Annotated in this window: 19 protein-coding genes and 1 tRNA gene; 11 read left to right on the forward strand and 9 right to left on the reverse strand. The window is 60.4% G+C overall.

Annotation, left to right across the window (positions count from 1 at the left end; genetic code table 11):
- Positions 1-76 precede the first annotated feature (76 nt).
- From V1T76_RS00460 to V1T76_RS00505, 10 genes are all read left to right on the forward strand, one after another.
- Positions 77-1,600, forward strand: a complete 1,524-nt coding sequence (locus tag V1T76_RS00460; RefSeq protein ID WP_330558668.1) for a sugar ABC transporter ATP-binding protein — start codon at positions 77-79, stop codon at positions 1,598-1,600.
- A gap of 2 nt (positions 1,601-1,602) precedes the next feature.
- Positions 1,603-2,619 carry an ABC transporter permease gene (locus tag V1T76_RS00465; protein ID WP_006939382.1) on the forward strand — a complete coding sequence of 339 codons (1,017 nt, stop codon included), beginning with the start codon at positions 1,603-1,605 and terminating at the stop codon, positions 2,617-2,619.
- A gap of 107 nt (positions 2,620-2,726) precedes the next feature.
- A complete protein-coding gene (locus V1T76_RS00470) occupies positions 2,727-3,683 on the forward strand; it encodes a substrate-binding domain-containing protein (protein ID WP_040441259.1) in 957 nt (318 codons plus the stop codon).
- 90 nt (positions 3,684-3,773) lie between these two features.
- Positions 3,774-4,829 (forward strand): sugar phosphate isomerase/epimerase family protein, encoded by a 1,056-nt coding sequence (locus V1T76_RS00475; RefSeq protein WP_330558669.1) that lies wholly within the window; start codon positions 3,774-3,776, stop codon positions 4,827-4,829.
- A gap of 236 nt (positions 4,830-5,065) precedes the next feature.
- Positions 5,066-6,226: a Gfo/Idh/MocA family protein gene (locus V1T76_RS00480; protein ID WP_330558670.1), complete on the forward strand. Its 1,161-nt coding sequence runs from the start codon at positions 5,066-5,068 to the stop codon at positions 6,224-6,226.
- 406 nt (positions 6,227-6,632) lie between these two features.
- A complete protein-coding gene (gene ytfQ / locus V1T76_RS00485) occupies positions 6,633-7,586 on the forward strand; it encodes a galactofuranose ABC transporter, galactofuranose-binding protein YtfQ (protein ID WP_330558671.1) in 954 nt (317 codons plus the stop codon).
- A 77-nt stretch (positions 7,587-7,663) separates the two neighbouring features.
- The gene (locus tag V1T76_RS00490) at positions 7,664-9,178 is read left to right on the forward strand and encodes a sugar ABC transporter ATP-binding protein (protein WP_330558672.1); all 1,515 of its coding nucleotides are present in this window, start codon (positions 7,664-7,666) and stop codon (positions 9,176-9,178) included.
- Positions 9,178-10,218 (forward strand): ABC transporter permease, encoded by a 1,041-nt coding sequence (locus tag V1T76_RS00495; RefSeq protein WP_006939373.1) that lies wholly within the window; start codon positions 9,178-9,180, stop codon positions 10,216-10,218. Before V1T76_RS00490 ends, V1T76_RS00495 begins: the two co-directional genes overlap by 1 nt.
- Complete coding sequence (gene yjfF, locus V1T76_RS00500; protein WP_040441257.1) at positions 10,218-11,207, forward strand: galactofuranose ABC transporter, permease protein YjfF; 990 nt, start codon at positions 10,218-10,220, stop codon at positions 11,205-11,207. Before V1T76_RS00495 ends, yjfF begins: the two co-directional genes overlap by 1 nt.
- Positions 11,153-11,923 (forward strand): FadR/GntR family transcriptional regulator, encoded by a 771-nt coding sequence (locus tag V1T76_RS00505; protein WP_208984105.1) that lies wholly within the window; start codon positions 11,153-11,155, stop codon positions 11,921-11,923. The genes yjfF and V1T76_RS00505 overlap by 55 nt, the downstream gene beginning before the upstream one ends.
- Positions 11,924-12,111: 188 nt before the next feature.
- On the opposite strand, the gene V1T76_RS00510 is transcribed toward V1T76_RS00505, so the two are convergent.
- The 7 genes from V1T76_RS00510 to chvE form a co-directional block, all read right to left on the reverse strand.
- A complete protein-coding gene (locus V1T76_RS00510) occupies positions 12,112-13,620 on the reverse strand; it encodes an aldehyde dehydrogenase (NADP(+)) (RefSeq protein WP_330558673.1) in 1,509 nt (502 codons plus the stop codon).
- Between the two features lie 27 nt (positions 13,621-13,647).
- Positions 13,648-14,571, reverse strand: coding sequence for a Gfo/Idh/MocA family protein (locus tag V1T76_RS00515; RefSeq protein ID WP_330558674.1), 924 nt, complete (start codon positions 14,569-14,571; stop codon positions 13,648-13,650).
- Positions 14,571-16,313 (reverse strand): L-arabinonate dehydratase, encoded by a 1,743-nt coding sequence (gene araD / locus V1T76_RS00520; protein ID WP_330558675.1) that lies wholly within the window; start codon positions 16,311-16,313, stop codon positions 14,571-14,573. The genes V1T76_RS00515 and araD overlap by 1 nt, the downstream gene beginning before the upstream one ends.
- Before the next feature lie 3 nt (positions 16,314-16,316).
- Positions 16,317-17,312, reverse strand: a complete 996-nt coding sequence (gene araD1, locus V1T76_RS00525; protein ID WP_330558676.1) for an AraD1 family protein — start codon at positions 17,310-17,312, stop codon at positions 16,317-16,319.
- Positions 17,313-17,316: 4 nt separating this feature from the next.
- Positions 17,317-18,561 carry a multiple monosaccharide ABC transporter permease gene (gene mmsB / locus V1T76_RS00530; RefSeq protein WP_330558677.1) on the reverse strand — a complete coding sequence of 415 codons (1,245 nt, stop codon included), beginning with the start codon at positions 18,559-18,561 and terminating at the stop codon, positions 17,317-17,319.
- A gap of 11 nt (positions 18,562-18,572) precedes the next feature.
- Positions 18,573-20,087, reverse strand: coding sequence for a multiple monosaccharide ABC transporter ATP-binding protein (mmsA, locus tag V1T76_RS00535; protein WP_330558678.1), 1,515 nt, complete (start codon positions 20,085-20,087; stop codon positions 18,573-18,575).
- 249 nt (positions 20,088-20,336) lie between these two features.
- Positions 20,337-21,416 carry a multiple monosaccharide ABC transporter substrate-binding protein gene (gene chvE / locus V1T76_RS00540; RefSeq protein ID WP_330558679.1) on the reverse strand — a complete coding sequence of 360 codons (1,080 nt, stop codon included), beginning with the start codon at positions 21,414-21,416 and terminating at the stop codon, positions 20,337-20,339.
- A 156-nt stretch (positions 21,417-21,572) separates the two neighbouring features.
- Here chvE and V1T76_RS00545 point away from each other — a divergent pair, with 156 nt between their 5' ends.
- On the forward strand, positions 21,573-22,529 hold the full coding sequence (locus tag V1T76_RS00545; protein ID WP_330558680.1) for a LysR family transcriptional regulator: 957 nt from the start codon (positions 21,573-21,575) through the stop codon (positions 22,527-22,529).
- Positions 22,530-22,592: 63 nt separating this feature from the next.
- Here the strand turns inward: V1T76_RS00545 and V1T76_RS00550 are convergent.
- Both V1T76_RS00550 and V1T76_RS00555 read right to left on the reverse strand, forming a co-directional pair.
- Positions 22,593-22,668 (reverse strand) — tRNA-Phe (locus tag V1T76_RS00550).
- 378 nt (positions 22,669-23,046) lie between these two features.
- The gene (locus tag V1T76_RS00555) at positions 23,047-24,642 is read right to left on the reverse strand and encodes a bifunctional metallophosphatase/5'-nucleotidase (protein ID WP_330558681.1); all 1,596 of its coding nucleotides are present in this window, start codon (positions 24,640-24,642) and stop codon (positions 23,047-23,049) included.
- Positions 24,643-24,668 lie beyond the last annotated feature (26 nt).

Here is a 24,668-nt window from a genome sequence, read left to right on the forward strand (position 1 = left end):
CGCCCCATGAAAACGTTTACATGAGGCAAATGGCGCTCGAGAGGCAGAATGCTCTGGCGCCTTGGGAGGAAAAAGAATGAGCGTGGACACCACTGCTCCGGCAGCGGTCATCGAGGCCGTGAACATCAGTAAATCCTTCGGGCCGGTTCCCGTGCTGTTCAGTGTCAGCATGGACGTCCGCCCGGGTGAGGTTCACGCGCTCATCGGCGAAAACGGCGCCGGCAAGTCGACGCTGATGAAAATCCTCTCCGGCTTCCATGATCCCACCTCCGGTCAGATCCGTCTCGACGGCAAGCAGACCGACCTGCCCCCGAATGGCGGTGCGGAAAGGCTGGGCGTCGTCCTGATCCACCAAGAGCTCAACCTCGCCGAACAGATGACGGTGGAGGAAAACGTCTTCCTCGGCCGCGAACTCAAATCCAACGGCTTCCTGGACAAGGCGGCCATGCAGGCAACCGTCCGCAAGTATCTGGACGAAATCGGCCTCGATATTTCCCCGACCGACCGAATTTCCGACCTCACCATTGCCCAGAAGCAGATGGTCGAGATCGTCAAGGCCGTCAGCCGGAATGCCCGCATCCTGATCATGGACGAGCCGACCGCCGTTTTGACCGAGGAGGAAACGCAAGTCTTCTTCCGTCAGGTGGAAAAGCTGAAAGAAAGCGGTGTCGGCATCGTGTTCGTGTCGCACAAGCTGAATGAGGTCAAGGAGATTGCCGACCGGGTGACCATCCTGCGTGATGGCCAGTGGATCGATACGCGTGCCTCCAGCGACCTGACACCGGACATGATGGCCCAGATGATGGTGGGCCGGGAGCTTTCTGACCTTTACCCGCCCATGCATGAGGCGGATGTCGATGCGGAACTTGTGCTGGAGGTCCAGAACCTGCGAGCACCGTCCGTGAACAACGTCAGCTTCAGCCTGCGTAAGGGTGAAATCCTGGGTTTTTCAGGCCTGATCGGCTCCGGCAGAACCGCCGTGTTCGAGGCCATTTGCGGCCTTACGCCGATCGAGGCAGGAACCATCAGGCTTTTTGGACGCGACATCGGCCCCATGACCGTCGCGCAAGCGCGGGACCTCGGTCTCGCCTATCTCACCAAGGACAGGAAGGAAAAGGGATTGCTTCTCGACAAGAAGATGCGACCCAACCTCACCCTGTTCGCCCTGCCGAAGTTCGTTCGCAATTTCAGGCTCGACAGCAAGGCGGAAGAAGATGCGCTCAACCGTGCCATCCGCCGCTTCGACGTTCGATCCCGCGACAAGGAGATCACGGTCGGCAAACTGTCGGGCGGCAACCAGCAGAAACTGCTTCTGGCGAAGATCATGGAATGCGATCCGAAGATCGTCATCATCGATGAACCCACAAGGGGCATCGATGTCGGCACCAAGCAGCAGATATACCATTTCATCGCCGCCCTTGCCGCAGAAGGCGTCTCCGTCGTGGTCATCTCGTCGGAAATGCCTGAAATCATCGGCATCTGCCACCGGGTGGTGGTGATGCGCGAAGGTCATATCACCGGCGTTCTGACCGGCGATCACATCAACGAAAACGAAATCATGCGCTACGCCGCCGGGCTGAAACGGGAGGAACTCCATTGACCATGATGACCGCGTCCGACGATACAGCGGCCAAGCCGGCCAAACGGTCTTCCATAGACTTCAAGACAATCGGCCCCGCAGTTGCGCTTTTGATCCTGTGCATCATCGGCTTTCTGCTGAACCCTGCCTTCGTCAGCGAAGGCAACCTGACCAACCTGCTGACGCGTTCGGCCTTCATCGGCATCATCGCGGTCGGGGCGACCTTCGTCATCACCGCAGGCGGCATCGATCTCTCGGTCGGCTCCATGGCCGCCGCCATCTCCGGTGTCATGATCATCATCATGAACAATGCGGTGGAGACCATGGGCAGCGGGGTTCCGACGGTCCTGCTCGGCTGCGGCCTTGCCATCGTGCTCGGCATCGGTGCCGGCTGGGTGAACGGCGCCCTGACGACCAAGGGCAAGATCGAAGCCTTCATCGTGACGCTTGGCACCATGGGCATTTACCGCTCTCTGGTGACCTATTTCGCCGATGGCGGCACCCTGTCGCTCAACTTCGATATCCGTGGGACCTACCGACCCGTCTATTACGACACGTTTCTAGGTCTGCCTTTCCCTGTCTGGGTGTTCATCGCCGTTGCCATCTGCGGCTGGCTGCTGTTGAACCGCACCGCATTTGGTCGCTACTGCACCGCGATCGGCTCGAATGAAGCCGTCGCCAGATACTCGGCCATCAACGTGGACCGGGTGAAGACGCTTACCTATGTCATCCAGGGCCTGTGCGTTTCCTTTGCCACCATCATCTACGTGCCCCGCCTCGGCTCAGCATCCGCCTCCACCGGCGTCTTGTGGGAACTTGAGGCGATTGCCGCGGTGATCATCGGCGGCACGGTTCTGAAAGGTGGCTATGGCCGGATCGGCGGCACCATCCTGGGCGCGCTGATCCTCACCACCATCGGCAACATTCTGAACTTCACCGATGTGATCTCGAACTACCTGAATGGAACCATGCAGGGCCTGATCATCATCGTCGCAGTGTTTCTTCAGCGCAGTGACTGGAAGCTCGGCAAGAGCAAGTAAGCCCCTGATCTGATTTCAACCGAACCGGGACCCGTCCCCAAATTTAATGACCGGATCGCACCGGACGGGAGAGGTGCGTCCAGATGGCAGCATTGAAGGAGGAAGCAATGCTCATGAAGAAAGCTTTGGGAGTGATCGCGGTAACCGGTGCACTGGCTTTTGCAGGCGCTGCGGTTGCGCAGGAAAAGATCAAGATCGGCGTCAGCTATCCGACCCCGACCCATGCCTGGGCCGCCGGCATGAACTGGCATGCGGAACAGGCGGAAAAGCGTCTTGAGGCACTTTATCCGGATGTCGATCTGATCCTGGTGAACTCGCCGGATCCGGAAGCCCAGGCAAGCGCCCTGGAAGATCTCGTCTCCGTTCACCAGATCGACGCTCTGGTGGTTCTGCCGTTCGAATCCGAACCGCTGACGGACCCGGTGCTGAACGTCAAGAAGTCCGGCGCATGGATCACGGTTGTTGACCGCGGTCTCAGCCAGCCAGGCATCGAAGATCTTTATGTGGCCGGCAACAACCCGGAACTGGGCCGTGTTTCCGCCCAGTACATGAAGACCCGTCTGAAGGAAGGCGACAACATCGTCATCCTGCGCGGCATTCCGACGGTGATCGACAATGAGCGCTTCGACGCGTTCATGGCCGAGATCGAAGGCTCCGGCATCAACGTGCTCGACCACAAGCACGCCAACTGGAACCGCGACGACGGCTTTGAAGTGATGCAGGACTTCCTGTCCCGCTTCCCGGACATCGACGCAGTCTGGGCCCAGGACGACGACATTGCCATTGGCGTGGTCGCTGCCCTGAAACAGGCCGGCCGTGACGGCGACGGCATGTTCGTCGTTGGAGGTGCCGGCATGAAGGAAACCATCAAGGCCATCATGGACGGCGAAACGCTGATCCCGGTCGATGTTCTCTATCCGCCGGCGATGATCGCCACCGCCATGGATCAGACGGTTGCGGCCTTCAAGTCCAACGGTCCGGTTGCCGGCCGCTACATTCTGGGTGCGACGCTGATCACGCCGGAGAATGCTGAAAACTACTACTTCCCGGATTCGCCGTTCTAAGGCATCGGGACGTAGCGGGCCGGGGTCTTTCGCGATGGGACCCCGGCCCTTCCCGCCTCAACTCACCTTCCCCGATTTCTGGAGATTGTCATGAAAACCATCAAGGGACCGGCGTTGTTTCTCGCCCAGTTTGCCGGGGACGAAGCGCCGTTCAACTCCTGGGCCTCGATCACCAAATGGGCTGCGGACTGCGGCTACCTCGGTGTTCAGGTGCCCAGTTGGGACAACCGGCTGATCGACCTTGAAAAGGCGGCCAGCTCCAAAACCTATTGCGACGAATTCATTGGAACGGCGCGCGAGAACGGCGTCGAGATCACCGAGCTTTCCACCCACCTTCAGGGCCAGCTCGTTGCCGTGCATCCGGCCTATGACACGGCCTTCGACGGCTTTGCCGCGCCGCACGTCCATGGCAATCCGGCCGCCCGGCAGGCCTGGGCCGTCGACCAGGTGAAACTGGCGCTCGCCGCCAGCCGCAATCTCGGCATTACGGCCCACGCGACCTTTTCGGGCGCGCTTGCCTGGCCGTATGTCTATCCGTGGCCGCAGCGGCCCGCCGGCCTGATCGAAACCGCTTTTGACGAACTTGCCAGACGCTGGCGCCCGATCCTCGACTATGCCGAGGAAATGGGGGTCGATGTCTGCTATGAAATCCACCCCGGCGAAGACCTGCACGACGGCATCACCTTCGAGATGTTCCTGGAGCGCGTCAACGATCACGAGCGCTGCAAGATGCTCTACGATCCGTCCCACTACGTGCTGCAATGCCTGGACTATCTCGACAACATCGACATCTACAAGGACCGGATCGGCATGTTCCACGTCAAGGATGCCGAGTTCAATCCGACCGGACGCCAGGGCGTCTATGGCGGCTACCAGTCCTGGGTCGACCGCGCCGGCCGCTTCCGCTCTCTGGGCGACGGCCAGGTCGATTTCGGCGCCGTCTTTTCCAAGATGGCGGCGAATGACTTCGACGGCTGGGCCGTGGTCGAGTGGGAATGCTGCCTGAAACACCCCGAAGATGGCGCCCGGGAAGGCGCGGACTTCGTCAAGGCGCACATCATTCGCGTGACCGAAAAGGCCTTTGATGATTTTGCCGATGGCGGTAGTGATGAAGCAGCCAACCGGAAGATGTTGGGGATCGGGTAACGGGACCACTCAGGAGCCGGCTCGTGCCCTCGGCCCCTGCCCCACTCGATCTCGCCCGAGCAGAACCGTCAGGGCCGTCTCAAAGGATGGGCGGCCTCCGCACCTGCACGCGGCCCATGCTTCGAGACAGCGCATTCGCGCTTTCTCGGAAGATGGATTCCAAATATGTAAACAGGGCGTGTAATCGATTACAGTACCCGGCACGATAGAGCAGAAACAGTTTCAGGAGGAGCGACATGGCAATCGAAGGAAAAGACACGGCGCAGACACGCCCGATCAGGCTCGGCATGGTCGGCGGCGGCAAGGATGCCTTTATCGGAGCCGTTCACCGGATTGCCGCGCGCATCGACGGGGCTTACGAGCTGGTGGCGGGCGCCCTGTCTTCCACCCCGGAGAAGGCTCTCGAATCGGGCCGGGCGCTGGGGCTCAAGGAAGACCGCATCTACGGCTCCTTTGAGGACATGGCCAAGCGGGAAGCCAGGCTGAAGGACGGCATCGAGGCCGTCGCCATCGTCACGCCGAACCACATGCACTTTCCGGCGGCGAAGGAGTTCCTGAAGCGCGGAATCCATGTCATCTGCGACAAGCCGCTGACCTCGACCCTGGCCGATGCCAAGAAATTCGTGAAGGCAGCGGAAAGCTCCGATGCGCTGTTCTTCCTGACCCACAATTACACCGGCTATCCGATGGTTCGCCAGGCTCGTGAGATGGTGGCAAATGGCGATCTCGGCACCGTCCGCGTCGTGCAGGTGGAATACCCCCAGGACTGGCTGACCGTGGAACAGCATAACAAGCAGGCCGAATGGCGCACCGACCCGGCGCGTACGGGGCTTGGCGGCTCCACAGGCGATATCGGCACCCATGCCTATAACCTTGCCTGCTTCATCACCGGCGAGCCTGCGGAAAGCCTTGCTGCCGACCTGCAGTCCTTCGTTCCCGGCCGACAGGTGGATGACAACGGCCATGTGATGCTGCGCTACGCCAGCGGAGCGCGCGGCATGTTGTGGTGTTCGCAGGTGGCCCCGGGAAACGAAAACAACCTCAAGATTCGTGTCTATGGCGACAAGGGCGGGCTCGAGTGGCATCAGGAAGACCCGAACTATCTTCACTTCACAGCGTTCGGTAAGCCGAAGCAACTTCTGACCCGTGGTGGCGCCGGCATGCTCGACAGCGTTGCCTCCGCCACCCGCATTCCTCCCGGTCACCCGGAAGGTTATCTGGAAGGCTTTGCCAACCTCTACAAGGACGCCGCCGAGGCAATCCGGGCCCATCAGGCCGGCAAAGATGCAGCCTCACTGGTGCCGGGCATCTCCGACGGACTTGCCGGCGTGCGTTTTGTCGATGCCTGCGTTCGCTCCTCGGCGAGAAACGCTGCCTGGGTGAAGCTGGACGGCTAACCGTGCTCCTGGCCGCACTCCCTGAAGCCCGGGTCCTTGCACCCGGGCTTTTGCCGTTTCTCAAGGGGGCCTCTCCGCTGTGGCGGCGCTTCCTGATGCTTCGTCTTTGTCCGAGGTGTCAAATGGTGAGCTTCAATCCGTCCTCGCCATGTCATGTTCACCCGTGACATCGATGCTGTTTCCCGACATATGGCGAGGACTCGGGAAATACAACCGGAACGGTAGGAAACGCCGTTTCAAGCCCGGGAACAACGACGGAACGAGGCCATGCAGATTTCATTTTTCTGCATATTTACAAACACTTAAATCTTCTATTTGCACCGCACAACGTTCCTCGCTTTACAAAAGTAATAAAGTATTACTTAATGCCGAATGTGAGGATAATACACCTTGTGGAGGAGACCCTATGAAACTCAAGGCAATGCTAATTGCCGGGGCACTGTCGTTTGTCCCGATGACCGTCATGGCTGCCGATCTGACCATCGGTTTTTCGCAGATCGGATCGGAATCCGGTTGGCGTGCTGCTGAGACAACCGTCACCAAACAGGAAGCTGAAAAGCGCGGCATCGATTTGAAATTTGCCGATGCCCAGCAAAAACAGGAAAACCAGATCAAGGCGATCCGGTCCTTCATCGCGCAAGGCGTCGATGCGATCCTGCTCGCTCCTGTGGTCGCGACCGGCTGGGACGAAGTTCTGGAAGAAGCCAAGGACGCGGAAATCCCGGTCGTTCTGCTTGACCGGACTGTCGACGCACCGGACGATCTCTACATGACCGCCGTTACGTCTGACCTCGTTCACGAAGGCAGTGTTGCCGGCCAGTGGCTGGTTGACGAAACCGCGGGCGAGAAGTGCGACATCGTCGAACTTCAGGGCACGACCGGTTCCAGCCCGGCCATCGACCGCAAGAAAGGCTTCGAGCAGGCGATTTCCGGCCATGACAACCTGAACATCGTCCGCAGCCAGACCGGCGACTTCACGCGCAGCCAGGGCAAGGTCGTGATGGAAAGCTTCCTGAAAGCCGTCGGCGGCGAGAACATCTGCGCTCTCTACGCCCATAACGACGATATGGCCGTCGGCGCGATCCAGGCGATCAAGGAAGCGGGCCTGAAGCCGGGTGAAGACATCAAGATCGTTTCGATCGACAGTGTTCCGGACATCCATCTGGCGATGGCAAACGGCGAAGCCAATGCCACCATCGAACTGACCCCGAACATGGCAGGGCCGGCGCTGGACGCCCTTGAAGCCTACCTTGCCGACGGCACCATGCCGCCGAAATGGATCCAGACCGAGTCCAAACTCTATACGCTCAAAGATGATAACATGGCCATCTACGAGATGAAGAAAGACCTGGGATACTAAGAATGATCCCGATGCCGGGCGGTTCGCTGCCCGGCATCTCAAGGTTCAGGTAGACTGACTTCGGGGGAAGCCGATACATGGCGAGCGTAACCGACCCTGTGCTCGAATGCCGGGGCATATCCAAATTCTTTCCGGGGGCCATAGCGCTGGATGCGGTGGACCTGACCCTGTATCCGGGTGAGGTGCATGCACTGCTCGGTGAAAACGGGGCCGGAAAATCCACCCTCATCAAGTGCCTGACCGGAGCCTACCGGCGCGACGCCGGCACCATCGTCCTGAACAATCAGGAAATCTCGCCCAACAGCACCCAGGACAGCCAGAAACTGGGGATCGGCACCGTCTATCAGGAAGTGAACCTGCTGCCGAACCTGACTGTTGCGGAGAACCTCTTTCTCGGCCGCCAGCCGATGTGGCACGGCTTCATTTCCCAGCGCAAGATGATGACCATGGCGCGGGACCTGCTTGCCGAATTCGGCCTGTCCGTCAATCCGGCAGAACCGCTGTCGGCCTATTCCGTTGCCGTGCAGCAGGTGGTTGCGATTGCGCGCGCCGTCGAGCTTTCGGGCAAGGTTCTGATCCTGGACGAACCGACCGCCAGTCTTGACCGGGACGAGGTCGACCTTGTTTTCTCCGTCATCGAAAAGCTGAAGGCACGCGGCCTTGCCATCGTCTTCATCACCCACTTTCTCGATCAGGTCTTCGAGATATCCGACCGGGCGACCGTGCTGCGAAATGGCCGTGTCGTGGGCACACGGCGCCTTGCAGACGCGAGCCAGACCGACATCGTGACGCTGATGCTCGGCCGGCAACTGGAAGACCGCATCCACGACCGCGCTCCGCCGGCAACCGGCGACACATTGATAGAACTCACCAATTTCGGCAAACGCGGCATGATCACGCCATTTGACCTGACCGTTCGCAAGGGCGAAGTCGTCGGTCTTGCCGGTCTATTGGGGTCCGGACGCACGGAAACTGCCGAAATCATCTTCGGTGCCGTACAGGCTGACCAGGGCGACGCGCGTCTGGAAGGCAAGAAGATCAGCATCCGGAACCCGCGCGAGGCTGTCACGCACCGGTTTGCCCTTTGCCCGGAGGACCGCAAGAGCGACGGTATCGTCGGCGACCTTTCGGTGCGGGAGAATATCATTCTGGCCCTGCAGGCCCGCCAGGGCTGGTTCCGCCCCCTGCCGAAGGCCAAGGTCAACGAACTGGCGGAAGCCTATGTAAAGGCGCTCGACATTCGCCTTGCCAGCCTGGACATGCCGATCCGCCTGCTCTCGGGTGGCAATCAGCAGAAGGCACTGCTTGCCAGATGGCTGGCGACCAATCCGGCGTTTCTGATCCTGGACGAGCCGACACGCGGCATCGATGTGGGCGCCCACGCGGAAATCATCGCGCTTATCGAAAAACTCCGAGAGGACGGCATGGCCCTTCTTGTGGCCTCGTCCGAGCTGGAAGAGCTCGTGGCCTATTCCACCCGGGTGATCGTGCTGCGCGACCGGCGCCAGGTCAGCGAACTCACCGGTGACGACATCACCACCTCCAACATTGTCGCGGCCATTGCCGACGAACCCATGGCGGAGGCCGTGTGATGACCGCACATGTTCACAACACCCTCCGGCGGATCACGCCGCAGCTGATCATTCTGGCTGCCGTGCTGATGCTGAATTTCATGGTCTTTCCGGATTTCTTCCGGATCGAGTTCCAGAACGGCCGTCTTTTCGGCAACCTGATCGACGTGCTCAATCGTGGCGCGCCGACAGCCCTCCTGTGCATCGGCATGACCCTGGTCATCGCGACCAGAGGCATCGATCTGTCAGTGGGGGCCGTCATGGCTATTGCCGGCGCGGTCGCCGCCTCCCTCGCCGTCGATGGTCACGGCTGGCAGGTCGCCCTGACCGGCGCACTCGCCGTCGGCGCGATCTGCGGCCTGTGGAACGGCGTGCTGGTTGCCGTCCTGCGCATTCAGCCGATCGTCGCGACGCTGGTGCTGATGGTGGCCGGACGAGGCATTGCCCAGCTGGTGACGGAAGGAACGATCCTGACCTTCCTGGATCCGGGGCTTATTCACCTGGGAGCCGGAACAATCCTCGGCATTCCGACGCCGATCCTGATCTGGATTGCGCTCGGCCTGGCGGTTACGGCCGCGGTTCGCAAGACGGCGCTCGGCATGCTGATCGAGGCCATCGGCATCAACGAGAGTTCTTCTCGTCTTGCCGGCATCAACAGCCGCGTGCTGATCATCTCGGTCTATCTGATTTCCGGTGTCTGTGCGGCGCTGGCCGGCGTCATCGTCGCAGCCGACATCAAAGGGGCGGACGCCAACAATGCCGGTCTCTGGCTGGAGCTTGATGCCATCCTGGCCGTCGTTATCGGCGGCAACTCCCTCCTTGGCGGACGCTTTTCCATCATCGCGTCGCTGTTGGGCGCGTTGATCATCCAGTCGGTCAATTCGGTGATCCTGCTGTCCGGCATGCCGCCCGAATTCAACCTGGTCATCAAGGCGCTGATCATCATCGCGATCCTGGTCATTCAGTCTCCGACCGTGAAACACGCGCTTTACATCTTGCGGGCTTCTGCGGAGCCCCAGCCTGCCGAGCCCATCAAGGAAGCGAAAGAAAGCCCGCAATGATCCGCTCCACCCATCTTCCGCTTCTCATAACCATCGCCACCTTCCTGCTGGCCTTCACGCTGTGCGCTTCGCAATACCCGGCGATGCTGTCGACACGGGTCGTGGCAAACCTTCTGACGGACAATGCCTTTCTCGGAATTGCCGCCGTCGGCATGACCTTCGTGATCCTTTCCGGGGGCATCGACCTGTCGGTCGGCTCGGTGATCGCCTTTACCGGCGTCTTTCTGGCTGTGATCCTGAGGGACACCTCGATCCATCCGCTGGTCGCCTTTGTCCTGGTCCTGGCGATCACCATTTCCTTCGGCGCGGCGATGGGGGCGATGATCCATTATCTGGAGATGCCGCCCTTCATCGTGACGCTGGCAGGCATGTTTCTGGCGCGTGGCGCGGCCTATGTGCTGTCGACCGACAGCGTGCCGATCACACACGAGTTCTACGACACGCTGCAGTCGCTTTACTGGAAAGCCCCTGGCGGCGGGCGGTTCCGGCTCACCGGCATCATCATGCTGCTGACGTTCCTTGCCGGCATCATCGTCGCCCACCGCACCCGCTTCGGCCAGAATGTCTATGCTCTTGGCGGCGGGCTGTCGACGGCACGGCTGATGGGCGTTCCCCTCGCCCGGACCACCATCGGCATCTACGCCACATCCGGCGGCCTTGCCGGCCTCGCCGGAATCATCTTCTCGCTCTATACCTCTGCAGGCTATTCGCTGGCGACGGTCGGGGTCGAACTTGACGCAATCGCCGCAGTGGTGATCGGTGGCACTCTGCTCACCGGAGGCACGGGTTTTGTCGCAGGCACATTTTTTGGCATTTTGATCATGGGGTTGATACAAACCTTTATCGTGTTCGACGGAACGCTCTCGAGCTGGTGGACAAAGATCGTGATCGGCGGCTTGCTCTTCGGCTTCATCTTGCTTCAGAAGGGACTCACTTGGGCAACGACACTGCGCAGAAAACCAGCGACAGAGTTCGCCGCGCAATCATGACCTTCGTCGCCACCGGCGGGTTGGGAAGCCAGATCGGAAACCACACCGATCAGGTTGTCGAGCAACTGGGCAGGGCCATCGTTGCAGGTGAGTATCCACCGGAAACGATGATTCCTCTGGATCCGGACATTTCGGAAATGTTCGACGTCTCGCGCACGGTGGTGCGGGAAGCAAAGAAGACGCTGATTGCCAAGGGGCTGATCCAGTCAAAGGCCAAGGTTGGAACACACGTCCGGCCGGCATCCGAGTGGAACATGTTCGATCCGGACGTCCTGCGCTGGCATGCCGCCCTCAACAACCAGCGTCCGTTCCTGGAAGACCTCTTCGAGATCCGCCTGATTTTCGAACCGGCGGCCGCAGGCAGCGCCGCCAAGCGCGCCACCGATGCGGAATGCGTGACCCTGGCCAAGCTTTGCGACAACCTTGCCACCGGCAAGGACAGAGCGGCCGTTGCGGTGGCCGATCTGGAATTTCACAAGATGATCCTGAAGCTCTCCGGAAACCGCTTCCTGCAATCGCTCGGAGATCTCGTTCAGGCCGCGCTCTATTCCCTGTTCATTGCCGAAGCCAACGAACGCAACGACCAGGAAACCTACGAATTCGTCGAGCGCCACCGGGCCATCGTCACGGCCATCAAGGCCGGAGACGCAAAGGCCGCCCATGACGCCATGGTCGCCGTCATTCTGGCCGGCCGGAAGATCGAACTGAATATCTGAGACTCATCGCCGAATTCGCGCGCTGCCAGCCTAGCTCCCTGGACTCACAAACAAAAAAACCTCGTCCTGAGCAAGGCCGCAGGCCTGTCTCGAAGGATGGGCACCTTGCTCGGAGCAAGTGGCCCATCCTTCGAGACGCACACAGGTGCGCTCCTCAGGATGAGGTCTTTATCTAATTACTCGCCGGTTCAGTTGGCCGGCAGCAGGTCGTCCGGCAGGTTCTGGTAGCAGACCGGACGCAGGAAGCGACGGATGGCCAGGGTGCCGACGGAAGTGGCGCCGAAGTTGGTCGATGCCGGGTAAGGACCGCCGTGAACCATGCTGTCGGCAACTTCCACACCGGTCGGGAAACCATTGGCAAGCACGCGGCCAGCCTTGCGTTCCAGCACCGGCATCAGCTTACGGGCAAGGTCCATGTCGCCCGCGTCCATCTGCAGCGTGCAGGTGAGCTGGCCTTCCAGGCTCTTGGCAATATCCAGAAGCTGCGCTTCATCCTTGACGCGCACCACGATGCCGAGCGGGCCGAAGACTTCCTCGCCCAGTTCCTCGTTGGCGAGCCAGTTGTCACCGGTGGTTTCAAAGACGTAAGGCGCGGCTTCACGGGTTTCGCACGAGGTGCCGATCAGTTCACGGACACCGCTGGACGCGGCGACCCGTTTGGAACCGGCTCGGAAGGCTTCCGCAATGCCGTCTGTCAGCATGGTCTGCTTGCCCATGCCGCTGAGAGCTTCGGTGGCAGCTTTGACGAAAGCGTCGGCGTCCGCACCGTCGAGCATCAGAAGGACGCCCGGGTTGGTGCAGAACTGACCGGCGCCCATGGTCAGCGACCCGGCCCAGCCCTTGGCGATATCCGCACCGCGCGCGGAAAGGGCCTTGGGAAGCACGAACATCGGATTGACCGATCCGAGTTCACCGAAGAAGGGGATCGGCACAGGGCGCTGTGCGCAAAGGTCGAACAGGGCACGGCCGCCGCGCAGTGAACCGGTGAAGCCGACAGCGCTGATCAGCGGGTGCTGCACGAGGGCCTGCCCCACTTCGTGGCCATTGCCCTGGATGAAGGAAAAGACGCCCGGATGCAGGCCGCAGGACTTTATGGCCGCGGCAATTGCCTCAGCGACGATCTCGCCCGTGCCCGGGTGAGCCGGATGGCCGCGCACAACCACGGGACAGCCCGCAGCCAGTGCCGATGCCGTGTCGCCACCGGCCGTCGAGAATGCCAGCGGGAAGTTGGAAGCGCCGAAAACCGCGACCGGCCCAATCGGGCGCTGCACCATTTTCAGGTCCGGGCGCGGCAGAGGCTGGCGGTCCGGCAGGGCTTCGTCATGACGCTTGTCGAGATAGTCGCCTTTCAGAATATGCGAGGCAAAAAGACGAAGCTGGCCGGTTGTGCGGCCGCGTTCGCCCTGAAGGCGTGCTTCCGGCAGGCCGGTTTCGGACGTGCCGATTTCAGTGATAGCGTCCGCCCGTGCCTCGATCTCGTCGGCAATGGCGTTCAGAAACTTCGCCCGGTCCTCGCTGCTGGAATAGCCAAAACTCCAGAAAGCTTCTTCCGCGGCCCGGCAGGCAGCGTCGACCTGATCGACGGTTCCCACGGAAAAGGAGTGAGACGCGCCATGCGCCGGTTCGGAGGTGAATGTTGCATCGCTGGCAACCCATTGCCCTGCAACAAGCTGCTTACCGTGAGGCATAAATGTCATGTCAAACCTTCTGGTTTTGAAGATGGATTAAAATTCGAACGGATCGGTGATGACGCGCCGCCCGAGTGAGAAGGCGTCGCAAACATGGATCATGGGCGAGAGATCAACGTCACTCGCACCTGATTTCACCAGATCCGCCATGCGGACGTAGAGGTTGGCATATTCATGGTTCGCCCCCTGTATAACGGGCTCGCCGTCGATTTCCAGCCTCTCACCGCCAAGTGACAGCTTTGCGGCGCCCCGGTCGGTTTCCACGTCGATGTCCCACGTCTGGGGTCCTTCCTGACGCCAATCGAAATCGGCGGACATCTGTGCACCTGCCGGGTCGGCAAAGGTCAGCGCGGCGGCGATCGGTGTTGCCCGGTTCTGCGGAAACTCCAACGTCGCCGCGGTAATGTGAACCGGGTAAGGCAGAATTTCCGTCAGTATCGACAGTGCATTGATACCCGGATCGAAGACACCCATGCCGCCCGGTTCCCAGATCCATTCCTGGCCGGGATGCCAGCGGCGGACATCTTCCTTCCAGGTGATCTTGAGCCGTTTCAACGTGCGTTCGGCCAGAAAGGCTTTCAACGCCGGCACGCTATCGGCGTAGCGCGAATGCCAGGTCGCGAACAGCGTCACCCCGTTTTCCTTTGCCAGGGCCTCCAGGGCGTAGCATTCGGCCAGGCTTTGGCCCGGGGGCTTTTCCAGCATCACGTGCTTGCCGGCTTTCAAAGCCTTGGCCGCATATTCGAACCGCGGTTGCGGCGGAATGGCCAGCGACACCGTCGTAATGTCCGGCCGGTTTTCCAACAGTGCATCGATCGTTTCGAAATGATCGATGCCATCGACCCCGGCGTGCCGGCTAACCGCTGCTTCCAGTTGCCAGTCGGAATTGCCGGCAATTGCCGGAATATGCTGATCGCGGGCGATCTTGCCGATACCCACCAGCGCCAGTTTTTCTGCCATCAATGTGAATCCTTCGGCACGGCCGAGCCGCGGCAGCCTTTCAGAAAGTCAAAGTCGGCGCCTGTGTCGGCCCCCTGGACGTGGTCATGGAACAACCGCGCGTAGCCACTGTCCGGAACATGGTGGGACGGTTTCCAGTCTGCAAGCCGCGCGGACAGTTCCTCTTCGGAGATATCCAGATGAATTTTCCGGTTCGGGACATCCAGTTCGATCATGTCGCCGTTTTGCACGACCGCCAGCGGGCCGCCGGCGGCGGCTTCCGGAGACGTGTGCAGAACAACAGTGCCATAGGCCGTGCCGGACATGCGTGCATCCGAGATGCGGACCATGTCGGTGATGCCTTTCTTCAGCACCTTCGGCGGCAGGCCCATGTTGCCGACTTCCGACATGCCGGGATACCCCTTGGGGCCGCAGTTCTTCAGCACCATGACGCAGGTCTCGTCTATATCGAGGGCGTCGTCGTTGATCTTGGCCTTGTAGTCGTCGATATCCTCAAAGACCACTGCCCTGCCCTTGTGCTGCATCAGATGCGGCGACGCGGCGGACGGTTTCAGAACAGCGCCATTGGGTGCAAGGTTGCCCCTCAAAACCGCGATGCCGCCCTGGCTGGTCAGCGCCTTGTCCGCCGGCAGAATGACATCCTCGTTCCAGTTCTTCACGTCCTTGACCTGATCCCACATGGTCTCGCCGGAAACGGTAATAACATCCTTGTTGAGCATGCCCGCCTCGCCGAGGCGCTTGATCACCACCGGCAGGCCGCCCGCGTAGAAGAACTCTTCCATGAGGTATTTGCCTGACGGCATCAGGTTGACGATGGTCGGAATGTCCCGGCCGGCCTTGTCCCAGTCATCGAGCGAGAGGTCGATGCCGACACGGCCGGCGATGGCCAGAAGATGGATGACCGCATTGGTCGACCCGCCGATGGCGCCATTGGTGCGGATCGCGTTCTCGAAGGCTTCCCGGGTCAGGATGTCGGACGGTTTCAGATCGTCCTTGACCATCTGAACGATCCGCCGGCCGGAGAGATGCGCGATCACCCGGCGGCGGCTGTCGACGGCCGGGATGGCGGCATTGCCGGACAAGGCCATGCCCAGCGCTTCGGCCATTGAGGCCATGGTGGACGCGGTGCCCATGGTGTTGCAGCTTCCCGGAGACCGGCTCATGGCGGCCTCGGCCTCCAGAAACTCCTCCTGGGTCATCTCACCCGCCTTCACGGCCTCGGAGAATTTCCAAAGATGCGTGCCGGACCCAACGCGCTCGCCCTGGAACCAGCCGTTCAGCATCGGCCCGCCGGTGACGACAATTGCCGGAATATCAACGGAAGCGGCGCCCATCAGCAACGAGGGTGTGGTCTTGTCACAGCCGACAAGCAAGACGACGCCATCCAGCGGCGTGCCCCGGATCGCCTCTTCCACATCCATGCTGGCAAGGTTGCGGAACATCATCGCTGTTGGACGCAGCGTGCTTTCACCCGTCGAGAACACGGGGAACTCGACCGGGAAACCACCGGCCTCATAAATCCCGTGTTTGACCCGCTCCGCCAGATCGCGCAGATGCGCGTTGCAGGGTGTCAGCTGCGACCAGGTGTTGCAGATGCCGATGACCGGGCGGCCGTCGAAGAGATCGTCCGGCAGTCCCTGGTTCTTCATCCAGCTACGGTGATAGATATGGTCGCGGCTGGTGCCGCCGAACCATTCGGCCGACCGCAGCTTGCGCGGCCATTTTGCCGGTTTGAATGCCATGATCTAAAGAACCTTCACTTGAGCTGCCCCAGCCTCCGCGGCCTTGAAGGCAAGACGGTTTTTCAGGGGAACGCCGAAGCCCGGCGCGGAAATCTCCACCTCGTCCCCTTCCCGGCAGGCAATGCCATCGGCAAAGGAAAGCGTTGCCGTGCCGAACATGTGCACATGCAGATCGCCCGGCTGACGGAAAACGTCATATTTGAAATGATGGTGTTCCAGGTTCGCCAGCGTGTGGGACATGTTGGCTTCACCCGACAGGAACGGCTTTTCCCACAGCACGGCACCGTCGCGGTAAATCCGGCTGGTGCCCTCGACCTTCTCCGGAAGCGGACCGACCAGGAGTTCCGGACCGAAGGAAGCCGGACGCAGCTTGGAATGCGCCAGATAGAGATAGTTCTGGCGTTCCATCACGTGATCGGAGAACTCGTTGGCGAGCGCGAAGCCGACACGGAACGGCGTTCCGTCATCCGCGATCACATAGATGCCGGCAACTTCCGGCTCTTCGCCGCCATCCTCACAGAAACCGGGGCTGACAAGATCGCCGCCCGGCGCCACGGCGCAAGACCCGTTGCCCTTGTAGAACCACTCCGGCTGAACGCCGACCTGCCCGGCTTCCGGACGTCCCCCTTCCAGACCCAGCTGAAACATCTTCATGCTGTCGGTCATGCTGGCTTCGTCGTTCTTGGCCTTGGCATGCATGGCATCGCGGGTCGCGGCCGACCCGAGATGGGTCAGCCCCGTGCCGGTCAGATGCATATGGGCCGCATCCGGATGATCGATCGGCAGCAGCAGGCGGCCCTTTGAAGCAAGCTGCTCCAGATCGACAGCCGCACCAAGTTCATGACCACGGATGCATTCGGTCAGGCTCTGGCCTTTTCCAATGGCCTCCTGAACCAGGTCATAGGTGGAGGCAACGCCCTTCAGGACAGAGGCTTCGCTGCCATTGCGAACGACCACGGCCCGATTGCCGGCATCGTCCAGGATCTGGGAAATCAGCATAGAGTTACCCCTGCTTGTTCTTGTTGTAGACATCGAAAATAACGGCGGCGAGCAGCACGAGGCCCTTGATCATCTGCTGGTAGTCGATACCGATCCCCATGATCGACATGCCGTTGTTGAGCACGCCCATGAGGAATGCGCCGACGACCGCGCCAATGATGGTGCCGACCCCGCCGGACATGGACGCTCCGCCGATGAAGACGGCCGCGATCACATCCAGTTCCAGCGCAAAGCCCGCCTTTGGCGTTGCTGTGTTGAGCCGTGCCGCGAAGACAAGACCCGCTGCGGCAGCCAGCACACCCATGTTCGTGAAGGCCAGGAAGGTCAGCCGTTCGGTCTTGATCCCGGACAGTTTGGCAGCCTTCTGGTTGCCGCCGAGGGCGTAGATCCGGCGGCCGACCGTGGTGGTTTCGGTGATGAAGGCATAGATGATCGTCAGAATGCCCATGGTGATCAAGACGTTCGGCAGGCCCCGGAAGAGGGACAGCTTGAACATCACGAAAATCAGTGCGGCGGCGATGATCACGTTGCGGACGACGAAGAAGCTGGTGGGCTCATCCTCAATGCCATAGGCCTTGTTCTGGGCCCGCTGACGCAGCCCGATCCACACCACCAGGGCAGCAGCGGCGATACCTGTCGCAAGCGCCAGGACGTTGACCTTGCGGGCCCCGAAGAGATCCGCCAGCGCGGCCCCTATGCCTGCCGGAAACAGATCCGGTACGAAACCGGTGGCGATGATCTGGAATTCCTTCGGAAACGGGCCGACCGACTGGCCTTCCAGCAGCCAGAGCGACAAGCCGCGGAAGACGAGCATGCCGGCCAGCGTCACGATGAAGGACGGGATCTTCCAGTAGGCGACCCAATAGCCCTGGGCGGCACCGATCAGCCCGCCGATGGCAAGACACACGATCATTGTCAGATAGGGCGACTGGTCGTAGTTGACGATCATGACGGCGGCAAGTGCGCCGATGAAGCCCATTACCGAGCCGACCGACAGGTCGATGTTGCCCGAAACGATGACGATCAACATGCCGAGCGCCATGATGATGATGTAGGAGTTCTGCAGCAGCAGGTTGGTGATGTTCACCGCGCGCAGCAGCGTGCCATCGGTGACGACCTCGAAGAAGGCCATGACCGCGATCAGCGCGAACAACAGACCGTATTGCCGCATATGCGAGGAGATATACTCGCCGATGCCCTTGGTCTTCACGACCGGCGTTGCATTGGTGTCGCTATCAGCCAGTTCCATGGGTTTTTCTCTCATTCGTTGACAATGAGCGACATGATGCGCTCCTGGCTCGCATCGCCGGCGGCAAGTTCGCCAACGAGAGCCCCTTCGTTCATGACGTAGATCCGGTCGCACATGCCGAGCAGTTCCGGCATCTCGGACGAGATCATGACCACGCCTTTGCCCTGCGCGGCGAGGTCGTTGATGATGGTGTAGATTTCATATTTGGCGCCGACATCGATACCGCGGGTCGGCTCATCCAGGATCAGCACTTCCGGTGCGGTGAACAGCCATTTGGCCAGCACCACCTTCTGCTGATTGCCTCCGGACAGGTTGACCGTTTTCTGGAACACCGACGGGGTGCGGATCGCCAGGGCTTCCCGGTATCGCTCGGCAACGCGGGTTTCCTCGTTGCGCTTGAGGATAGGACCGGAGGAAACGCCGTCCAGGTTGGCGAGCGTCGTGTTGAACCGGATCGTCTCGTCCAGCACCAGCCCCAGAGCCTTGCGGTCTTCGGTGACGTAGGAAATGCCCGCTGAAATCGCCCGGTCCACCGTACTGACGTCAATCGGCTGCCCCTTGAGCTTCACCGATCCGGTGATGTTGCGACCGTAAGAACGGCCGAAGATCGACATGGCCAGTTCGGTCCGCCCGGATCCCATCAGCCCGGCAATGCCGACGACTTCTCCAGCACGGACATTGAACGAGGCGTTCTTGATCACCCGCCGTTCGGAATGTTCGGGATGCCAGACGCTCCAGTCGGCAACTTCCATCAGGACATCGCCCGGCGTGCGGCTGTGTTCCGGGAACCGGTGGGTCATGTCCCTGCCAACCATGTCGCGGACGATATCGTCTTCGCTCAGGCCGGCCTTGGCGTCGAGGTTCGACACGGTCATGCCGTCCCGGATCACGGTGACGCTGTCAGCGACATAGCGGACTTCGTTGAGCTTGTGTGAAATGATGATGCTGGTGACGCCTTGCGCCTTGAGCTCCAGCATCAGGTCCAGCAGCTTCCGGCTGTCGTTTTCCTGCAGCGCCGCGGTCGGCTCGTCCAGGATCAGCAGCTTCACGTCCTTGGAGAGCGCCTTGGCGATCTCGACAAGCTGCTGCTTGCCGACACCGATGGAATCGACCTTGGTCGTGGGCGGCTCCGAAAGACCGACCTTGGCGAGCAGTTCTTCGGTCCGCTGGTTGGTTTTCCGCCAGTCGATCACGCCCTTGCGGGCACACTCGTTGCCCAGGAAGATATTTTCCGCGATCGACAGCTGCGGTACCAGGGCAAGTTCCTGGTGAATGATGATGATGCCCTGCTTCTCACTGTCCGAGATGCCGGAAAAGCGGGCCGGTTCGCCTTCGAAAATGATCTCGCCGTCATATTGTCCATGCGGATAGACGCCGGACAGAACCTTCATCAGCGTGGATTTGCCTGCGCCATTCTCGCCGACGACTGCGTGAATTTCGCCTTTCTGGACATCCAGGTTGACCCGGTCCAGCGCTTTCACGCCGGGAAAGGTCTTGCTGATGTTCTGCATGGAAAGGAGTGCCATCGACCCCGTTCTCCGAATTCCGAGGAAAGAGCCGCCCATCGCGCCGAACAATCAGGGTCCGGGTCCGTTCCGCGCTTCCCAGACTGCCGGGAAGAACGGAATGTCCATGTCGATGGGCGGTAAGTGCTACCGGATCAGTGGAGGCTCAATCTCTCTGGATTAAGCCTCCGGAAGCTGACCCTTTTTGAAGGGCTGGAGCATCTTCCTTGCATTCACTTGAATGCGGGATGCTCCAGGCCGTTATGGGTGTTACTTGATCTGGTCTTCGGTGTAGTAACCGCTGCCGATCAGCACTTCTTCCCAGTTGCTGGCGTCGACGGACACCGGCTCCAGCAGGTAGGACGGAACGACCTTCACACCGTTGTCGTAGGTGGTGGTGTCGTTGATTTCCGGCTCGCCGCCGCCCAGAAGGGCATCAACCATGCCGACGGTGACGCGGGCCAGTTCGCGGGTGTCCTTGAAAACGGTCGAGTACTGCTCGCCAGCCAGGATCGACTTCACGGACGGAACTTCGGCGTCCTGACCGGTGACAATCGGCATCTTCAGATCGCCGGAGCCGTAGCCGACACCTTTGAGAGAAGACAGGATGCCGATGGACAGGCCGTCATAGGGGCTCAGCGCGCCATGGAGCTGCTTGTCGGTGTAGTGAGCGGACAGGAGGTTATCCATGCGGGACTGTGCGACAGCGCCATCCCAACGCAGGGTGCCGACCGTGTCCATGCCCATCTGGCCGGACTGGATGACGATGGTGCCATCGTCGATCAGCGGCTGCAGAACGGACATTGCGCCATTGTAGAAGAAGTAGGCGTTGTTATCGTCCGGAGATCCGCCGAAAAGTTCGACGTTGTAAGGGCCATCACCGAAACGCTCCTTCAGACCATTCACAAGCGACGTTGCCTGCTGCACGCCGACCTTGAAGTTGTCGAAAGTGGCGTAATAGTCGACGTCGCCGCTGTCACGGATCAGGCGGTCATACGCGATGACCTTGATGCCGGAAGCTGCGGCATTTTCAAGAGCGTTGGAAAGCGTGGTGCCGTCGATGGCGGCGATGACCAGAACGTCCACACCCTTGGTGATCATGTTCTCGATCTGGGCGAGCTGGTTCGGAATATCGTCTTCGGCATATTGCAGATCTGCGTCATAGCCGGCTGCAGTGAACTGCTCGACCATGGAATTGCCGTCGGAGATCCAGCGGGCCGAGGATTTCGTCGGCATTGCGATGCCGATGGAGCCTTTGTCCTGGGCCATTGCCGCGCCGGACAGCGCGACGCCGGACATAAGGGTTGCTGCCGCCGCTACCGCGACGAGCGCCTTTGAAACAAATTTCATATCGTCCTCCCGGACCGGATCCCAGCCGGCCCTATTCAGTCACAGGCATTCACGGGTTGATGCCGGGGAGTACAAAATGGAAAACCAACATGACGGTCAAATTATTATTCATTATCATTACATATCGCAATTGATATGAAATGATGGGAATCGGCCATGAGCCTCGACTTGCTGCGACGGGGAATGAAAATCTCCCACCTGCGTTTGCTCGCAGAGCTTGCAAAGCACTCACGCCTCACCGATGCAGCCAACGCTCTGGGCATGTCGCAACCGGCCGCGTCGCGTCTCATTTCGGAAATCGAACGGGTTGCGGAGGCCGAGATCTACGTGCGGTCGGGCCGTGGAATCGAATTGACCGACATCGGCTACAAGCTGGCCGAACGCTGTGTGCGCATCCTTCAGGAATTCGCCGATGCGGGGCGAGACATCGAACAGCACAAGTCCGGCCAGAGCGGACACGTCAGCATCGGCTCGGTCACCGGCCCGGCAATCGAATATGTCCTGCCCGCGATTCGGCATGTCCGCCTCAGCTACCCGGATATTTCCATATCCGTGGAAGTCGGGCCCAGTCTCGACCTTGCGCCGATGCTGGAAGATGGCCGCCTCGACTTTTCCCTCAGCCGCGTGCCGGTGGACGAGGATCCCGAGCTGTTCGAGGAACGCCCTCTCCTGCGCGAACCTGCCTGCCTTGTCGCCCGGACGGATCATCCGCTGACGCGCGTTCCGGCCCCCATTCCTGCGGACGCCCTGCTCGGATTCGACTGGGTGCTGCCACCGGTTGGCGCCCCAATTCGCACGACGACCGAACAGGCGCTGAGGGACAAGGGACTGGGCCTACCCACCAAGGTTCTGACAACCTCTTCGTTCCTGTTTACGATTGCCACCGTACAGCGCACCAACTCGATCGCGGCCGTTGCCCAGTCTGTCGCTTCCAGCTTTGCCGAAAATGCAGACGGAAGCCCGGGCACCATCACCGCCCTGGAGAGCGAGCTAACGCTGTCGGTTGAAACCTATTCCTTCCTGACCCGGAAAGGACAGGTTCTGACGCCCGTCGCCCGGATTGTGGCACGGGAAGTTCTGCGCGCGATCACCGGTGAAACGGTACTGGCATGACGGCACACGGAGTGTCACCGCGAAGCAACGTCTTGATATTTTTAGCAAAATTCGTAGGGAGAGTGGTGCCCAGAGCCGGAATCGAACCAGCGACACGCGGATTTTCAATCCGCTGCTCTACCAACTGAGCTATCTGGGCGTGCCTTGCAAGTGGTCCGGGGCGAGCCCCGTTCGCTGAAAGCCCGGTCCTTATAGAGGCTCCCTGAAACCTTGTCCAGCACCCCGGCAAAGTTTTTTGCCCGAGGGCCTCACCTCACCTGTTGAAAACTTTGAAACGAAATAACCGACTGAAATAAAAGTGTTTTCCCGACAGCCCATACGGCTGAACACCCAATGTGCACCGGGCATGCCGGCAATTGCGGCACCAAGGCATGAGGGCAACAGCCCTGCGGCCTCGGTGGTTTGACGGTCCCACATCGGGGGCGGCCTTTGAACGGGGGCCGTCTCGGGAACCGGAAACGAAAGAAGCGCGCCAAGGTTGGCGCGCTTCCAATGACTTTCCAGGGGCTGGAACAGCTTATTTTGCGGTGATCCGATCGTCCGTGTAAGCGGAGTAACCGTTCTTGCTGGCAAGATAGTCTGAAACCACATCTGCCAGGTCCGGACCGAAGTCGTAGGCGTTCATGCCGTTGGTCGCGAAGATCTTGTAGCCGTCGCCGCCACCGCGCATGTAGTTGTTGGACACAACGCCGTAGACCTTTTCCGGATCCAGCGGGACGTAGCTGTCGCCTTCCATGACCATGACGTCGGAGATCCGTTCACCGGCGGGTTTGGTCTTGTCGAAGGAATACTTCAGACCGGCCACCTGCGGGAAACGGCCTGCCCCCTCTTCCACCTGGCTGACGCCGTTCTCAAGAGCTGCGATCACGTCGGAACCCTTGAGTTCGAAAGTGGACAGCGTGTTCTGGAACGGCAGAACCGTCAGAACTTCGCCCTTGGTGATTTCGCCGGCATCAATGGAGGCCCGCAGACCGCCGCCGTTCTGAATGGCAATCTGGACACCCTGGCTCTTCACGCGATCCAGCATGGCGTCTGCAACAAGAACACCCATTTCACAGACCTGAGCCCGGCAGACTTCCCGGTCCGCTCCGATGGGGGCATCCGCCTGGGCAACGACTTCCTTGCGGATTTCGTCGAGCGGTTCGGCAAGTTCCTTGATCCGCGAGACCAGTTCCGGGTTTTCCACGATGGTGTTGTCGATGATGATCGGCTCACCGGACGCTTCGGTGATGACGCCATTGTCGTCAAAGGTCACGTTAAGTTCGCCCAGGAACTTGCCGTAGGCATAGGCCTGCACGACAGCGGTCGGCGTTCCGTCCGGGCCGTCGATCATGGTCGGATACGGGCCTTCGGCCTTGTCCGACGTGTTCGACAGATAGGTGTTGGTGTGGCCGCCGACGATCACGTCGATCCCCGGTGCCTTGGCAGCGACTTCCTTGTCGACCTTGTAGCCGGAATGGCTGAGGACGATGATCTTGTTGACGCCTTCAGCAGCGAGCTTCTCCGCTTCGCGGGTGACGGCTTCGACCGGGTCGGTGAAGGAAACATTCGGGCCGGGGCTGGCCAGCTCGTCAGTGTCTTCCGGCGTCAGACCGATCAGGCCGATTTTTTCGCCGCCACGTTCGATCACGATCGAAGGTTTCAGCACATCTGCGAGCTGAGGCTCCTTGGAAACATCGGCGTTCGACATCAGGACCGGAAATTCGACCGCATCCATGAAACCGCGCAGGACTTCAGGTCCGTCATCAAATTCATGGTTGCCGACGGTCATGCCGTCGTAGCCGAGCTTGTTCATGAACTCGGCTGCAGCCTTGCCTTTGTAATAGGTATAGAAAAGCGTGCCCTGGAACTGGTCACCGCCATCGACGAGGATCGAGTTGTTGCTGGCTGCACGGCGATCCTTGATGATCGTGTCGAGGCGCGCGGTACCGCCAAAACACTTGCCTTCTGCATTGTCTTCCGCACTGCAGGTCGAGTCGTATTTGTTGATCGGCTCGATGCGGCTGTGAAAGTCGTTGGTGTGCAAGATCGTCAGCGAATAATCGGCATAGGCTGCCGTCGACAGTGCCGTGGTCACGGACAGCACTGCGGCGCTCAGAAAACGTTTTGTCATCGGACCCTCGCCCTTGGATAGGTTGG

Source organism: Roseibium sp. FZY0029 (assembly GCF_036350355.1).
Taxonomy (GTDB): Bacteria; Pseudomonadota; Alphaproteobacteria; order Rhizobiales; family Stappiaceae; genus Roseibium.